A 16,900-nucleotide genomic window follows, 5' to 3' on the forward strand; every position below is an offset into this window, starting at 1 on the left:
ATTATTTCCCTGATTTTTTAGTGCCTAAGTACTTTCTATACCCTATACCTGTGCCAGGAGCGCTGCCACTCACAAAGGTTTTGCCTGTGGCGGATTTGCCAACTCGTGCGCCGGGCACGCCGATGCTAAAGCCCATCCCGCTCTTGGAAAAGTTGATGCGGATGGGGCCGATGTTGATTGATTTGCGGAAGAAGAAAGCCATGCCGTGTTTCGTAAATTTATATGCTCAAAAAATTGTAGCCAGCTAATCCCAGTGTCTGACCTCAAACACGCACAGCCCGTCTTCTTCAACGTCTTTGAAAGTGCCTACTTGCTGCTCTTCATCATGATACCAAAACCCATCTTCGTAATAGAAGCCATTCTTCATCATCTGCTCGAGTAAGTGGCTTTTGTGTCGGTGGCTCACAATGAATGCCACCGAATAGCAGATATTGCGGTTGAAGTAGTAAACAATGTTAATGCTACTGTTGCCAGATGCTGTATAGGTGATATAAGGATTGCCATCGTTGTTTGTCCCAAACTCTGGCGCCGAGGTCTCTTTGTTCTTTTTATGATAACTCAGCACTTCGTTCTGGGTGTATCCTAGGAGACGCTGCGCCTGCGTACCGAAAGAGATTAAAAATAAAGCAAGAGTAAAAAGTGTTTTCATTTAATGAACGTGATCTTATTAAGTGTTAAGTTAAAAATGTGCCACATTAAAAAATGGCATTTGATGCAGGTTTCAGACCCCATAGCCTGTCAAAAACAATCCGCAGCCTATCAAAACATGACAAGCTACGCACGATAGCTATATCTCATCCATATTCACATACCCGCCATTTTCACTGATGTAGTCGAGCAGTTTGCGGTAGCTGCTGCTGGCACGCAGTACGCTTTCGCAACCGATCACCACAACCTGCTTCTTAGCGCGTGTCAGGGCTACGTTTAGTTTGCGGTCTACACTGCCGTCGTCTGTTAGCGACTCCAAGAACTGCATCTGCTTGCTGTGGTTTACAGCCAGCGAAATAACAATCACATCGCGCTCACTTCCCTGGAAGCGCTCTACCGTATCGACTTCCACTTGCTGCATGATGCTGTCTTCCACGGCACCGCTGCGCTTAATAGTGGCGATTTGAGAGCGGTATGGTGTGACCACCCCTACGCTTTCAGCTGAGAATTTATCGGCGTATACCTTATGCACGGCTTTTATAAAACCTGCCACCAAACGTGCCTCGATCTCGCTTACTTTGGCTTTGCTTTCGCGGGGGGCAGGCACAAAGACGAGGCGCGACTTCGCCAAGGCGCGTTCATACTTGTTTGCGGATGTCGCATTGAATGTCGTTTGCGGCTCGAACTGCACACCCGGATAGGGCTGGAGACGATTTTCGTAGTACTCGTGGCTCACAAAGGCGCAGATGTCGTGGTGCATACGCCCTTGGCGGGTAAGCATGCCATAGGCATTATCCCAACCGTTTGCCTGACAGATAGCAAGCAGACGCGAGAACAGCGAATTCTTTAACGACTTTAAGTTGATCTTTGTGAGCTCCGGATCATCCACAAGGGTGTACTTATCGGCTTGGGTAACGACAGCCGGCAACTGCTTCTCGTCACCGATCAGGATGAAGCGGCGGAAGAGCGGCAGTATCCCTACCAAATGCGGCTCCAGCAACTGCGATGCCTCGTCGATGATCACCGTATCGAACTTTTTCAGCTTGGCCAGATGACTGAAGCCGCCAAACGAAGCCTGGGTGCAGACAAAGATGCGCGTCACTTCAATCGCCTCGTTCAGCTGCGACACCGTCTTCACCTCAGCCATCTTGTTGAAGCAGTTGACGGCCGAACACTGCGGGAAAGGCGGATGTGCGGCAGACCGGCTTTGTCCAGGTGACGGCAGATCTCCTCCACGGCACTATTGGTAAAGGCCATTACCATGATATTCTCACCCGTGCTGTCATACAGACTTTGCACCATGTTACGCAACATGTAAGAGGTTTTGCCCGTGCCCGGGGGACCTTGCAGCAGGAAGTAGTCTTTGGCGCTTAGTGCACGCTCCATCAGCTCGCGCTGCTCTTCTGACAGGCTGCCGGCTACTTTATAAGGCAGCGTACCAAACTCGGGTGCACGCAGACCAAAGAGCAGGTCCCGCTTGTGCTTAGGAGCCTGCAGGAATGAAGCCAGCGACTTATACATGTCATCAAAGCCCTTCTCCATCAGGTCCCGCTCCAGTGCCCAGAAAGGATGCTTTTTAAAGTAATCCGCATCCATAGTTTTGGAACGCAGGGCCACCACTACTTCACGGTCAGTGATGCGCTTAATGTTGCACTTTAGTATCTGATGCTTGATGGCGGCCTGCTCGTCCCCTTCTACAAACGGATAGAGTATGGTAATATCTCCCTCACGCAAGTTGCTCATTTTATCAGATAACAGACCACGCTTCAGGTATACCTCGCTATGCTCCGTCAGCTTCTCAAACTCCAGGTAATCCAGTATGGAGAACGTGTTGCGTTTTTCACTGCGGGCAGAACGCCATAATGCAGCAAAGCCGGGCGTACCCTCTACCTCGTCGCTACCTATTTTAGCGGTACGCTGCTCACGGGCTACAAACCCAACGAAGTCACGGAAGTAACGCAGCTCATAAGGTGCTGCATTTTTCATAGCAGTCCATATTCCCTGCAGAGCTTCTTCATCAAACTGTGCACGTGGGCCGAAGCCATCGGGGTTAAACAGCCCCAGCACCTCTCTTGGGTTCTCCGCCAGCTTAAAGTCGTGCAGCACGATCAGGTTGCGCAGCATCATCAGTTCCTGACGCAGCTGACCTGACTCAGCGTGGTTTCGCAGCGGACGCCCCTCATTGCGGGCCGGATCAGAGTATAAAATAGCGCTGTCGCCTGTTCGCCCCGGGAAGGTAGACTCGAGCAGCATGTTATAGCACTGCACCTGCGCCTTATTATTATTCCACAGGCCACCATTGTAGTTTATACCCGGTGCGCTGCCACTCTTCAATTCCACAATATTTTTCCGCTTCTCATCCGCCGGGTCCTGTGCCATCATGTCTAGTCGTCCCTGAAGGCCAAAGCGGGTAGAAAAATAAGTAGGTTCTATCAGTAGCTGATGCTTTTTATAGTTTTCCAGCACGCCTGCTATCACGCCGGTATGTGGCGCAGCGTCTGTGTGCATACTAGTTAGCATAGTCGGGTTAAAGCGTCCGCCCTGCTGCGACACACACAGCAAGCCAAAAGCCTGCTCCCCCATAGGCGCTGTCCGTATATCGGCCTGCGCTGTGTTAGGGCTGAGTGCCAGCCTGTCTAAGATACTGTTGGCCACATTTCCCAACATCATCTTATAGTTCGTCTCTGACTGTTTGAATTTCCCGAGCAAATAGATATTAGGGTTAATACCTGAGCGATCAAAGCATTCCGCCAGTTTAGATGCCTCGATCAGGTAATCCGGCTCCACCACCATGATGCTGGTAGGCTTGGTACTGAATACATCTTCCGTACCCTCATTGAGCTGAATATCATAAAACGCCACATGTGCATATTTCGACAATAGCTTGCCTGCCGTGGCAAAGTTATCTAACCACTTACGATCCGGGTCTGGTGAGCTATAGAGCAGCACCGTTACATCGCCATATTCCCCTGCATCACCACGCAGCGTAGTTTTGAAAGGCACTGCAGGATCATGCTGCACTTCCGTTACAACAAGCTCCAGCTCTTTGATATGGGTATGATTGCGCTTACTTTTTCTGCGGTATGTAAGCTCCGGCCTGCTGCTGAAGCGGGTGTGCAGCGCTTCCGGAATTGGCTGACCTTCAAAATGACTGATAGCCAAGGCCAGGGCCCGCATGCCTGCTAGCAGCTCATCATCCGACACGTCTGTACCGATTGTATGCACCACATTGTTGGCCTTCTTCCTGAATCCGTTAATTTCCTCCCGCACATCATGGCTCACGTTATACTTATCAAATACAAAACTTGAGCGACTGAAGGTGCTCTGAAAATACTGCTTTTCCTGACTGGTAAGCTCTTTAAAAAGAGAATCCAGCACAGTGCGCAGCTCTTTCATTTTGTCGGTGAGCTTCGGGCCTTGCGCTGCCTCAATTGTTTGCATTTGCTCATAATAATAGCGGGCGGAATCAGGGGAAAGGATGCTCATTTGGCTTTGGGGTATAGATTGGTTATGCCTTTAAATTTTTATAGGTATTGTATAAAGATGTGAGAAACGGCAGTATGTGCAGGCTATGTTATAATATAGGATGCACTCACATTGAAAGCGCTGGCTATAATGCCTCCACTTCCTGCCCCTCTTTTATCACACCATACTTGCGCAGCTTTTCTTTCAGGTTATTTTTGGAGATACCCAGCGCCTGCATGGTGTGGGTGATATTTCTGTTCTTGAGTTTAAAAACTCTCATGATATGCGCCTTCTCCGCCTCTTTCAGCAGCAAGGAATGCTTACCATCAATTAGTTGTAATCGCTTGGGCAGGTCGTGCAGCTGCACCTCCTCTTCGCAAAACACATAGAGGGACTCTATCAAATTCTCGAGTTCGCGTACATTCCCCGGAAAGGTATAGGCTTTGATGGCAGCGAGGGCTTCCCCCGAGAAGCTTAGCAGCTTCGGTTTGTTAAACTCAACCTTCTTTACCTGCACGAAATGGTCTAGCAGGACCTTGAAATCGGCAGCGCCACGATCGCAGAGCGGCGGCAGCTCAAGCTCCGCAACAGCCAAACGGTAGTAGAGATCCCAGCGGAAAGTCCCCTCCTGACACATCTGTTCCAGCGGGGCGTTGGTAGCGGCTATGACACGCACATCCACCATCTTTGGCTTATCTCCGATAGGCTGTATCTCACGCTCCTGCAACACCCTTAAAAGTGCCTGCTGCATCTGTGGACTGATATGACCAATTTCATCCAGAAAGATAGTGCCGCCATTGGCTTGCTCGAAAACACCCGGCGTATCTTTATCTGCCCCGGTGAAAGCTCCTTTGGCATAACCAAACAGGCGTGACTCGAGCAGGTTCTCCGATAAAGCGGAGCAGTTGATTGCCATAAATGGCCCTTCGCGCCGCGAGGAGTTTAAGTGTACATGTTTGGCCAAGTGCTCTTTTCCTGTGCCACTTTCACCTCTGATCATCACCGTTACGCGGTCCGTCTGCGCCACCTGCTCAGCCCGCTTGTATACCGGCATGATGCTCGGCGTCAGCCTGAAGTGACTGTCGGTTTTGGGCTTGCCTGTATGGAACTGCTTGATCGTAACTGAAAGCGGCGTCTGACTCTTTTGAAAGCTTAACTCTTCAAGTTTTGGTTGTCCGTTGTTAAACTTCGCCTCGCTGGTCTGGATCAGGCGTGTATTAAAGCCCAGTGTTTGGTGGCAGATAAACCAGCTCAACTGCATAATAGAGGTACCCGGCGAGAAGAAAATATCGATCTCGTGTTCTCTCAGACTCACCAGCAAGTCCTCTATTTTAGGCTTGATCTCGTCAAGACTAATTACGCTTTTCAGCTCCAGTAACCGTGTTTCGACCTTCGCTTCTGGCTGGGTATGCAGCAAGGTATTTTCCAGCCGCTCCACCCATTGCTCCTGATCCTTAGAGGAATACAGCAACAGGTGCTTATCATAACCGCCTTGCTTGTAGAAGTGCTTGTAAAACTGACAGTGCGGCCCATGCTCTGCCACCTGTTTAAAAGATCCGTTTTCGTTGCGCACGAAATCGTGGGCGCGCGCTACCCAGGAAAGTAAAAGTTTGCCCATAGACAGGTTGATGTTTAACCGACGAACGAAATTTAGGAAAATTAAATATAGGTTAAAATAGAATATCAAAATATTATGATTAACCGATAATATTTCTACATTTGCTATTAGAGGTGTTCTTGAATGCCTGTTTACTTAACCTTTCCTACCTCTCCTTTACAAGCTTGTCAACTTCTGATACGCCTGTGCAAAATTTGACACCTGTAGCAAGGGCTATGTTGGTTTTGTCGCCTCTGAGGGCGTGTTTAAAAACCGGCATGGAATTTCAGATAACAATCTTGTAACATTAATTTTAGCATGCCTGATGAAACCTCTTAAATTGCTTCCTATTATCCTTTTTTGGGTAGCCATATTGGTTATAAATTTCTCTACCTCAGCACAAGGTTTTAAGAAAGAAAAAAGAATTTACCTCTTTGACTTGACAGCTTCTATGAAAGGCTTCAAGGGTCTTACCCCAGACATTTTTGAGGATGTCAAAAAGAATTTTGCTATTGCAATCGATAAATTAGACAACGATGATACAGATATCGTCTTAATTACATTTACAGATAGGGTAATAAATAAATATTCTTTCAAAGCACACGAAAAACAGAAGATAAAGCAGACAATCAGTGATCTGAAAATTGCCAATGGTAATACAGATATCACAGCGGCCTGGTCGGCAGGCTCAAAAGAACTTGATCCAGCTAGAGTAAACTATATGTTTTTACTAACTGATGGACTACAAACAGTAGGGGGAAACGCAGCTGAGCAAGGACTATATAATTCAATCCGCAATTGGAAATCCAATGCATCGGGCAATGACTACTATGCTTTTTATGTCATGCTTACAAAACATGCCACATCAGATGCTTTGGTCAAAACTTTCAAAGAAAGTAATAATGTTTGGCCGATTGAAAGCATGGACGTTGATTTCAAGTTTATTCAGCCTGCCCGACAGGTATATTACAATACCAAAGATGATCAGGAAAAGAAAATACCAGTTCTTGTAAAACGTAAACTTCCACCGAACTTTACTTTTAACCTATCTATTGCCAATAATCCTTACTATCGACTTAAGCAGAATAGTTTCAATATTACTAACGGAGCTATTACAATAGCTATTGAAGCCAAAGATGATTTAGCAAATATCCCTGACGAATATCAGCTTGAGTTAATGATCTCAAAAGACAATTCTAAGTTCTGGGATGTATTTTTTACACCTGAAAGGATTGGTTTGAAGATGATAAATAAGAAAGAAAAAGTACTTACAATTTATCAAAAGTAAGATGTTAAAGTATTACAAAATCATTGCGTACCTACTGCTGGGAGCGGCATTTTCTAGTTGCGATAAATTGAGCAGCATACTCCCGAACTTCGAAAAAGCTGAAACACATGAAAGCTTTTCATTAATTGATTTCGGAAAGGTCGAACATTATGAATCTTTTCTTTGGAAAGATGGAAATGAAGCAATCTTGGATGCCTCAATAGTGACAGAATTTAATGAGGCGTCATCACAAGCAGGCAGTTTCGTTTTATTTGAAATTCAAGATGAGAATGGTCAAACAATTAATCGGAAAGATATCCAAATAAGTGTTAATGGTGCCGCATTAAAAGATGGTAGTTATAAATTAGTTAGTTCAAATAACCAGGCACAACAGGAATTAACCTTATCTATCAATTTTAACAATCAAGCTGATGCTAAGGATTTTAAAGGATATTTAGCTGTAAAGCAGTCAAACTTAGATAGAGTTAATGACACCCCTCTCGATAACATTGCTAATACAAAAATACTACAGTGGCAAGCCCAATATGAGCCTGTGATCAATCCTTTAAAGTTCTGGGTTATTATCATTTCCTCAGTAATAGCTTTTATACTATTCCTTAGGCTCACTATACTAAAAAAGAAAATATACCCTGTTTTCACTGGAACTGTACGATATTTTGAGAGCCCAACCCAAAGTAGAAGTATCAATTTTAATGGTAATCGTCAAGTTGTATTAACTAATAGAATACCTAAACAAGGTGCCTTTGACAAATTATGGCGCGGCAAAATTCTTTATATCAACGATCCTCTCTTTTCGGAGCCGATTGAATTAACTCCTAAGAAAAAAGGAGCTATTAAATATAGATTCAATACTAGCAAGTATGCTGTCACACCATCAGACGGATTTCTGCAGAGGGGAACAGAATATAAAATCAAAAGCTCAGATTCAAAACAAACTGTAATACTTAAATAGTCAAAACCATGGCAATCAGATTAAAGAAAAGCTTATTCATAGGACTAGGCGGAACAGGCGCAGAAGCAGTACTTCATACTAAAAAAAGATTCTTAGATGCTTATGGAGAAATCCCTCCAATGATTGGCTTTTTGGTTATTGATACAGATGGAGGTGTGCTTAATAACAAAAAAATTTATGAAGCCGATGGTAGCAGCGTTGTATTAGAAAACTTTGAGCACTTACATGTAAGCTGCAATGGAGCAATCAGTATATATTCAAATAATCCATCAAGTTTTCTTTGGTACCCTAAAGCGAATACAAATACACTTTCCGCGCTTAATGGACTGGGTGCAGGTCAGGTAAGATCAAATGGAAGATTCATAGCTTTACATAATAAGGTAGTTCTTGCGAATGCAATACAGAGCGCTGTTAATAGAATTAGTAATCCTATTCCAGCAGATAGCAAATACATGCTATTTAAGAATGATAGCAGAACTTACGTAAACGTTCCTTTCTCAGTTAGTGGCGGTACAGGTTCTGGCACTTTCATCGAGGTATCGAATATATTAAGGAATCAGTTAGGAGACGAAGTTGACATCATGCCATACATTGTTCTGCCCGACGTATTTAATACAATGGCAAGTGGTCCATCAATGAGGAACACAAAACCAAATGCTTATGGAGCTTTAATGGAGATGGACTATTTAATGCACTTAACTCCTAACTCAACTCCTTTGACAACTGAATATGGAGATGGTCAAGTAGTGTACAAAAAGCCATACGATTTAGCTGTTGTAATCAACAACTCTACCGCGGAAGGGACAACATATCCTCACGTTAAAGATATTGCAGAGTTGATTGGCCTAGGCATGTTCGTGGGCTCAAGTGAACTTTCATCAGAAGTTTCTTCTCCATTTGATAATGTAAAAGCTCAAATTTTCGACAAAAACTTTTGACATACATGGCAAAGGCGCCTGGGCTTGTGGAATGGGGCTTTCTGAACTTGTTTATGATAACAAGAAAGTCGCTACTCTTCATAGAGATTTACTTGTAAGTCTTCTTGTGAAGAAGTTAATAAACTCAAATGTGGTTGATATTGATAAAGTAAATGAATTTATCGACTCCCCTGATGTATTGATTCGTGAAAATGATAATAAGGATGATGTATTAGACAGCCTGCTTGATGCTTCACCAAAATACATTTTCAGTGCTTCCCGACACCAAGATGCAGAAATGGAAAGGGAGGAGTTTGTTAAGAGAAATACTGACGACAATGTAGTTAAGGAAATATCATCAAATTATGATCAAAAATTGAGAACTGTAAAGTCTCAATTAGATGCATTTATAAAAGGTATACTTAATGGTGAAGGAGGAGTAGGAAATAGCATTCATTTCTTAACAGTGCTCAAAGACAACTTACAGTTCTTTAAAGGAATGATGATCGATGAGAAGAAGGAGTTAGAATCAAATCATTTCAACTATAAAGTAGCTCTAGAGGACTGGAAACCATCTACAGTTGACACCTTATTTGGCAGAAAAAAGGAAGATGAAAGACAGGCTTTTGAAACTGCGGTTAGAAATGAAGTAACTAACTATAGAGAGATATTGCGTAGAGAGTGGGCAACAAGATTTTTTGATGCCTTGTCAACTTATGTAGATGAACAGAAAGAGAAATTTGAATTACTAAAAACTAAGCTTGAGAACATTGAAAGTAAGGCTTATAACTCTGCGCTTAGAACCCAAAACTCTGCTAAGTCGGTCGAAAAAACGTTTGTAATTGAGTTACATGGCGAGGATTTAATGAAAATCTCTATTAACGAAGATTCAATTCGAGTGATAGAGTTTTTATCCAAGTTAAATACTGAAGATAAACTAGTTGATTTCTTAGGATTCGATGAAGCAAACATTGAGAAGAGACTAGTAAAGTACTGCAATGAGCTACCAGTCATTAATAATATTCTAAAAAGAAGTATTGAGGATAAGCTTAGGGAGTTTTCAGATGAGAAAATTGAGCACCTGATCGAAACACTTTATAGTAAATCATCTCCTTTATGGTCTTATAACTTCAGAGGGCAGAAAGTAGGTGTACAAGAGCTCCACAAATTCTTCCTTATTGGTGTTCCTCGCGAACAGAACTCTGTCTTCAAAGACAAAAAAAAATTACTTCAAGAAACCAGGAGTACAAGAAGTTGAGATTGCATCCACTAATATCCATGATAGAGTAATTGTTTATCGCTTTGAGGCAGCTGTTCCAATTTATGCAGTTAATAATATGCCTGAATACGAACGCTTATATACAACGTCAGCCCTTGACCATCATGTAGACTCTAACTGGAAAAACAGGATGGATCGAGAGAACTTTACAATCCACCCTGTAAGAAAGCAAGACAACTCAATTAGATTCTGGACTTTAGGATTTATATTCAATTATATCAAGTTTGATTCAGCTTCGAAGAAGTATCTAGTATACTCTAAGAACCATGGTAGCCCGCTCAAAAATTATTGGAAAGACTTGGGAAGCTTTAGGGATTCCGCATTTACTGAATTCAAACAACTCAAGATTAATGAAGAAATGGAGCAACTAGTGATTGATAAAATCAATCAAATAGGAAAGGATGCGTTTAACAGCAAAATTGAAGATGTAAGAAGTGAGGGTAGATATCTCAGTGTTTACTCTCAGTTAGACACTAATCATGAGGACATAGAAAACTCGAAGTATCAAGGTATAAATCTTCTTCTCTGTGATGAAATTGACTTTGTTACAAAAGAACTTCATTCACTCAATTAAAAATTACATTAATGAATTTTACACCATCAGTTGTTATCAACTTATGCGATATTTATGATGGTAAGCTCACTTCCTCTCTAAGAGAGGAAGTGAGCTATACTACAAAAGATTCGCCACATATAGCGCAAGTAGATGCTATCACAAATAAGGGCGATGGCTTGTGGTATGACCATCAGTATACAAATATTGGCCGTAAGGAAAATGTAAACAAACTTAATGAATACATCGATTTTGTAACTACCCTTACAAATAAGATCGCCAATATCCGCGCGTACGTTAATGCAGATACTGACAAAAATATTAATATCTACATTCTTTACCCCCTTTACCTTACAGAAGCAGACAATATCTATGATTTTTTGCTTGAGAGTTTAGAAGAAGTATGTAAAAAGAATTTAGTGCAGCAATTCAATGTCTTTACTTTAGGCCTTTCATCTGGATTTTCTGAAATCACTACCCACAAAATTGATCTGCTAAAAGCTGTTTCTAGACAAAACCTCGAGAGAATAAATCAAATGAGGAGTTTATGTTTCCCACATAAACTCCTTTTACTTGACACCATAGGTATAACGGGTGCGGCTGTAGGTTTTTCATGCGAATCATTGGCTAAATCAATTGCAGAGCTTGTAAGGATCCATGCTTCAGCCGAGTATTTAGTAACAGGTGCCTTATCAAACAACTTCATTAACTCTTTTGGTGTTGGTGTAATTGGGGTAGACAGGCACCTACTCTTTTCTTACTATCGATTAAGGATAATTGAAGAGTTCCTAAAAAAGGAGGTTTGGCAAATTAATAAGAAAGCCAAAGCTAGGCTTGACTCTTTATCTGATGCTTATATCAGTAAGCAGATAAATAACATTCAGAACCTTAGAGAAATAGATTATGATCTAATTGACCTGAAAGAGACATTAGTAGAAAAAACTCAATCTATTTCAGAAAAGGTTTACATAATTGAATCAATTCTAAGCCAGAAAGAAATAGGCTCACTCCGACTATTGGACATTTATGATCCACTTATAAAAAGAATAAAGCATTATATCCCCAAAGAGGAGTATGCAACCTTTGAAGAAGTAAGGAATGCAAAATTTGAATTAATAGAATCTGAAAATGAATATAATGAGACACTTAACTCAAACGATAAAGAGATAGTTGAGCATAATGAAGAAGCCTTTAAGGCTAATCAACAACAATATCATGCCTTAAAGAGCAATTTTCATAAGCTTATAAAGTCGCTTAAGAAGCCTCACTTAAGAAAAAGAATCCATAAGACCTATATAAGTAACAACGAACAAGTTGCAGTAAAGCAAAAAAAACCATGCTGGCTCCTAAGGCTATTCAAAAAAAACACGAATTCTGTAAGTGAGCAATTCTCTTCTAATGAGGATTTCCAGAATACATCGTTCGAATCTTTTAACAGCTCAACTAGTCAATTTGACCAAATAAATAAGCTTAGCGAAAATCTTCGATTCTTTTTTGAAGAATTGACGCAATTAGAACAAAAACTTGATGCATGGAAGCATGAAGCCATAACTTCTAAAGAGGGTTTAAATTTTGAGCGCCCACTTTTTATTCGACTGCTTTATTCTAAAAAAACTTTAGATAGATACTTTAAAGAAGAATTAACCCACTTCTCCCTTAACAATCTTTGTGTTTTCAGAACCCTCACAGATACGTTGCTGGATGAAGAGCAAAACCAAAGTGATGTTCCCTCAAATATTGCCTTAAAATCCATCAAGGAAATTGTGGAAGATGAAATCACTAAAAGGTTAGATTTTATTAACAGATTTAATATTTATCATTACTTCCAGAACAACAGCCAATTTAGATACCTTACACAAGGATTCGAACTTCAAAAGGAAATTACTAAAGTATATAACGCTTCAAACCCATTTATACATTGCACCGAAATTTATAAGAACTACGATAGGTATGGACATCCTGCTTCAGTTCAGTCAAAGCTTTCAAATATGTACTTTGCCCCTAATTATAAAAATGATGAAGATGTTAGTGAGTTTAAATCTATAGTAAGAAAAACCATTTCATCTAATTCACCGAATCATAGCGTTTATCTAGAAGAGCAGTTTAAAATATCTTTCTTGAGATTTCCCTATGACTTGGAGCTTGAACACTTAGTAGAATGGTATGCTTCACCTGAGGATATGCCTAAAAGTTTTGAGGAATATGTTGAATTACATAATGCTAATACAAACTCTACACATGATGGTCAAGGCTCAGATCCTTTGTCCAACTTTGATGAGCAGTTATCTGAGAAAGCCGATAATGCAGGGACTGACGAACCAATTGAGGATAATGATGCAATAGAGGACAATATAGACGCTTTTGAAGAGTCATCAACCAATATAGATAAAACATAAATGCTCCTCTTCTTCGACACCGAAACAGCAGGCCTACCCCGCAACTGGAAAGCGCCGCACACCGACACCAACAACTGGCCGCGCATGGTGCAGCTGGCCTGGCTGGTTTATTCTGCTGACGGGCAAAAGCTGTCAGGTGGCAATTACATCATCCGTCCGGATGGTTTTACTATACCTGCCGAGGCAAGCCGGATCCATCGGATCACAACGGAACGGGCCATGCGGGAAGGTATTGCTCTGGAGGAAGTGATGTCACAGTTTGCGCAGGCGCTGAGCACCTGTTCCCATGTGGTGGCACACAACATCAATTTCGACAAGAACATAGTGGGAGCTGAGTTCATCCGTGCAGGTATACACCATCCGCTCTTTGAGCGCCAGCACATCTGCACTATGGAGCGCACCACCAACTACTGCGCTTTACCGGGCAACTACGGGTATAAGTGGCCTACGCTGTCGGAGCTGCACCGCAAGGTGTTTGGCGAAGACTTTTCGGAGGCACACGATGGTTTTGTGGACGTGAGCGCTACCGCCAGATGCTTCTGGGAACTGCAGAAACGTAATTTCTTTGGCAACCTTCAACTCAATACTCCAGCTACAGTTTATTAAACTTTTCAATTTCTTAGTTCCATAGTTGCACTACATAGGGAGTTGAGGGAGAAACTCTGCTCTATTACATCTAAACCCAATCTTTTATATGAATATCCAGTCCTTGTCTGAGGAAGAAGCGGCCCAGCTGCACCAATTATATTATGCCTTGGCGCATAGGGTTTTGCCCGAGCTCTTTCTGGCTACGAATGAAGAGCCTGCTGCTCCTGATAGCCTGCATGAAGATGATTTTATCTTCGAAGGGGCGAAAGGTAAATGGGTACTAGAGGATAGTTTACAGGCTGAGATGCCTGAAGATGCGATCCTCAAAGAAGCAGAAACAGATGTGCTACTGCAAAAGCACATTGAAGAGCAGGAGCAGAAGCGATTGGAAAACGAAGCATTTGATTTTGAACATGACAAGTTTCCCTTTGGTAAGCCGCTAAGCCCAGAGGAACGGGTGTCTTGGGACTTTGACGCTGAACTGCCGGATGACTTCTTCGAAGACGAAAATGATCTGGAAGGAGACCTCCCTGATGACTTTTTTGATGATGAGGATAAAGACTCTGCTTCAGACTTGCCGGACGACTTCTTCGAAGAAGAGGGTGATATTAATGCTGAAGAATTCATGCAGTCTATACTCGATGAAGAAGAAGGAGAAGAGGAATCCGACCTCGAAATGGAAACCTTTTTAGCTGAGCTGGAAGCAGAAATGGGATTTACACCTAATAGCAGCACGCCCGAAGAGGATTTCTTGAACGACACCTGGCGGATGGCCTGGTATCAGACAGACATGGAAGAACTGCCTTCGAGAGAAGGCTATACCATGGAGCAGCATGTTTTAGACAGAGCCAACATTACCCTATTCACCTTCCCGGCACCATTTCAGATTCCCGATGCCTGGATGGCTGCAGCCGTACATCTACCAGGAGAGCCAAGCCGGTATTTCACACTGGAAAAAACAGTCGGCGATGACGAACACGAGGAACGGGCAGTGCTGGCAGAGTGGCGCTCTAATGGAGCGCACCTAAATACAGGCAAGTACATTAATGATGTGACAAATAAGGCCCTATTCTTAAAAACAGTCTTAAAGCACCTAATCCTATAATCCTGTTACTCTAAACTATCACAGGCTTGATTTATGTGCTGGCCAGTGCTGTGTTCTACCTGCACTAGATGAATTTATAATCAGGCAGTAACAACACATTTCCCAAAAAGATGACATACCCGGTTCGGCTGTACTAAAGCTGGGCCGGGTATTTTTTTAATATACAGCGCAGGATCATCTCTTTGTAATATTTGACAGTCATAATCAAAAAATGACACTTAACGACCTGTTATTTCTTCCTTTTCGCCTTCTTTTGGCACTGGCACCACGTTTGCAATTCTAGCAGTCATAACCAAAACGCTATATAGAATATGAAAAACGCTACAGCCATCTCCTGCCCACAGTGCTCACACGAGTTTAACCCCGAAGCTGCCATTGCATCGCGCATAGAGCAGGAACTGAAAACTAAGTTCGCTGAGCAAGCCAGTCAGCTCCATAAGCAACACGAGGCTCGGCGCCTTGAAATGGAAAAGGAAAAACAGCAGCTGGAAGAAATGCGCCAGCAGCAGGAGAAACTAGTGCAGGAGCAGGTAGCACGTGAACGTAGCGTACTCGAAAACAAACTAAGAGCTGAGCTTAGCCAAAGCATGGGGAATGACCTTACCATGCTGAAAGAAGAGAAAGATCTGATGGAGAAAAAGTTGAAGGAGAAGCAAGACAGAGAACTGCAGCTGCTTCGTCGTCAGCGCGAACTAGAGGACAAGGAACGGGAGCTGGAGCTGGAAACAGAGCGCCGCATTCTGGGCATGCGAACAGAGCTGGAGCAAAAGATCCGACAGACAGAAAGTGAGCAGACTGAGCTGAAACTAAAGGAGAAGGACAAGCAGATCGATGATATGAAGCGCCTGGTGGAGGAAATGAAGCGCAAGAGCGAGCAGGGCTCTATGCAGCTGCAGGGTGAAGTACAGGAACTGGCCTTGGAGGAGAAGCTGCAACAGACTTTCCCTTTAGATCAGATAAAAGAGGTTGGCAAAGGTGTTCGTGGTGCAGACGCCATTCACACGGTACGTGGCACCATGGGTGAGGAATGTGGCACGATCATGTACGAAAGCAAGCGCACCAAGGCTTTTGGCAACGACTGGATCGAGAAATTAAAGGCTGATGCCCGGGCCAGCAAGGCGGATATGATGGTACTTGTAACAGAGGTACTTCCGAAAGGCATGCAACACTTTGGCCTGTACGAAGGCGTATGGGTATGTACCTACCAAGAGCTGATCCCGATGGTCATGGTACTGCGCGACTGCTTGCTCAAGGTATCAGCTGCCACGGCAAGTCAGGAGAACAAAGGTACCAAAATGCAGATGCTCTACGACTACCTGACTGGCTCAGAATTTAGTCAGCAGTTTGCAGCCGTTGCCGAAGGTATAGCCAGCCTGAAGAGCGGTATTACCCGGGAGCGTGCGCAAATGGAGAAACTTTGGAAAGAGCGTGAGAAGCAGCTTGAGAAATCCCTGCTCAATATTGTCGGCATCTATGGTTCTGTGAAAGGTATAGCGGGCAGCTCACTACAGGATGTCAACCTGCTAGACTCCCCCGATCAGCAGGCGCTCCCTCCTATTACACAGCCACAGCTGAACTAGCATGCAGCGGGGCAGTATCGAGCCAGGTACTGCCCCTCCCCCTTATTCCCTTTCCCATCTCAAAACTAAAATCATGAACAAAAAGAAAGTCTATAACCTGATCGTGCTCGATGAAAGCGGTTCGATGGAATCTATAAAGCAGTCTACTATCTCTGGCTTTAACGAGGTAGTGCAAACTATAAAGGGTGCTAAAGATAACCACCCAGAGCAGGAGCATTTTATTTCGCTGGTAACCTTCAACAGCGACGGCATTAAAACGAAACTTTACAATGTGCCTGTCTCCGAACTGGAGGAGATCAATAGCAAGCTCTACCAGCCCAACGCCATGACTCCGTTGTTCGACGCCATAGGTATCAGCACTACACGACTGCACAATGATCTGTCAGAAGAAACAGATACACATGTGCTGGTGACGATCCTGACCGACGGGCTAGAGAATGCTTCTAAGGAATATACAGCAGCACAGATCAAACAGATGATTGACAAGTTGCAATCTAAAGGCTGGACTTTTACCTATATCGGTGCTAACCAC

The 16,900-nt window shown here is 43.2% G+C and carries 15 protein-coding genes; 10 read left to right on the forward strand and 5 right to left on the reverse strand.

Annotated elements, in window-relative coordinates:
- Position 1 precedes the first annotated feature (1 nt).
- The 5 genes from O71_RS22810 to O71_RS22055 form a co-directional block, all read right to left on the reverse strand.
- Positions 2 to 202 (reverse strand): DUF4236 domain-containing protein, encoded by a 201-nt coding sequence (locus tag O71_RS22810; RefSeq protein WP_007659691.1) that lies wholly within the window; start codon positions 200 to 202, stop codon positions 2 to 4.
- 42 nt (positions 203 to 244) lie between these two features.
- Positions 245 to 649 (reverse strand): hypothetical protein, encoded by a 405-nt coding sequence (locus O71_RS17885; protein WP_007659693.1) that lies wholly within the window; start codon positions 647 to 649, stop codon positions 245 to 247.
- A 138-nt stretch (positions 650 to 787) separates the two neighbouring features.
- On the reverse strand, positions 788 to 1,795 hold the full coding sequence (locus O71_RS17890) for a DEAD/DEAH box helicase (RefSeq protein ID WP_040574687.1): 1,008 nt from the start codon (positions 1,793 to 1,795) through the stop codon (positions 788 to 790).
- Positions 1,783 to 4,134, reverse strand: coding sequence for an AAA domain-containing protein (locus tag O71_RS17895; protein WP_040574689.1), 2,352 nt, complete (start codon positions 4,132 to 4,134; stop codon positions 1,783 to 1,785). The genes O71_RS17890 and O71_RS17895 overlap by 13 nt, the downstream gene beginning before the upstream one ends.
- Before the next feature lie 124 nt (positions 4,135 to 4,258).
- Complete coding sequence (locus tag O71_RS22055; protein WP_007659694.1) at positions 4,259 to 5,731, reverse strand: sigma-54-dependent Fis family transcriptional regulator; 1,473 nt, start codon at positions 5,729 to 5,731, stop codon at positions 4,259 to 4,261.
- A gap of 304 nt (positions 5,732 to 6,035) precedes the next feature.
- Between O71_RS22055 and O71_RS17905 the strand changes: the two genes are divergently transcribed.
- From O71_RS17905 to O71_RS17950, 10 genes are all read left to right on the forward strand, one after another.
- On the forward strand, positions 6,036 to 6,998 hold the full coding sequence (locus O71_RS17905; RefSeq protein ID WP_007659696.1) for a VWA domain-containing protein: 963 nt from the start codon (positions 6,036 to 6,038) through the stop codon (positions 6,996 to 6,998).
- Between the two features lies 1 nt (position 6,999).
- Entirely contained in the window at positions 7,000 to 7,950 is a 951-nt protein-coding gene (locus O71_RS17910; protein WP_007659698.1) for a hypothetical protein, read from the forward strand.
- An 8-nt stretch (positions 7,951 to 7,958) separates the two neighbouring features.
- Positions 7,959 to 8,888, forward strand: coding sequence for a tubulin-like doman-containing protein (locus O71_RS17915; RefSeq protein WP_007659700.1), 930 nt, complete (start codon positions 7,959 to 7,961; stop codon positions 8,886 to 8,888).
- Positions 8,889 to 8,919: 31 nt separating this feature from the next.
- Positions 8,920 to 10,125, forward strand: coding sequence for a hypothetical protein (locus tag O71_RS17920; protein ID WP_007659702.1), 1,206 nt, complete (start codon positions 8,920 to 8,922; stop codon positions 10,123 to 10,125).
- Positions 10,126 to 10,204: 79 nt separating this feature from the next.
- Positions 10,205 to 10,720 carry a hypothetical protein gene (locus O71_RS17925; protein WP_155800995.1) on the forward strand — a complete coding sequence of 172 codons (516 nt, stop codon included), beginning with the start codon at positions 10,205 to 10,207 and terminating at the stop codon, positions 10,718 to 10,720.
- An 11-nt stretch (positions 10,721 to 10,731) separates the two neighbouring features.
- Positions 10,732 to 13,095: a hypothetical protein gene (locus tag O71_RS17930; RefSeq protein WP_007659706.1), complete on the forward strand. Its 2,364-nt coding sequence runs from the start codon at positions 10,732 to 10,734 to the stop codon at positions 13,093 to 13,095.
- The gene (locus O71_RS17935; RefSeq protein ID WP_007659708.1) at positions 13,096 to 13,701 is read left to right on the forward strand and encodes a 3'-5' exonuclease; all 606 of its coding nucleotides are present in this window, start codon (positions 13,096 to 13,098) and stop codon (positions 13,699 to 13,701) included. It abuts the gene before it with no gap.
- Between the two features lie 88 nt (positions 13,702 to 13,789).
- The gene (locus O71_RS17940) at positions 13,790 to 14,788 is read left to right on the forward strand and encodes a hypothetical protein (RefSeq protein ID WP_007659711.1); all 999 of its coding nucleotides are present in this window, start codon (positions 13,790 to 13,792) and stop codon (positions 14,786 to 14,788) included.
- 311 nt (positions 14,789 to 15,099) lie between these two features.
- Positions 15,100 to 16,368 carry a DUF2130 domain-containing protein gene (locus O71_RS17945; RefSeq protein WP_007659712.1) on the forward strand — a complete coding sequence of 423 codons (1,269 nt, stop codon included), beginning with the start codon at positions 15,100 to 15,102 and terminating at the stop codon, positions 16,366 to 16,368.
- A 73-nt stretch (positions 16,369 to 16,441) separates the two neighbouring features.
- Positions 16,442 to 16,900 (forward strand): VWA domain-containing protein (locus tag O71_RS17950; protein ID WP_007659723.1); only part of this gene is annotated, 459 nt, incomplete at its 3' end.

The sequence above is a fragment of the Pontibacter sp. BAB1700 genome (genome assembly GCF_000277005.1).
In the GTDB taxonomy this organism is placed as follows: domain Bacteria; phylum Bacteroidota; class Bacteroidia; order Cytophagales; family Hymenobacteraceae; genus Pontibacter; species Pontibacter lucknowensis.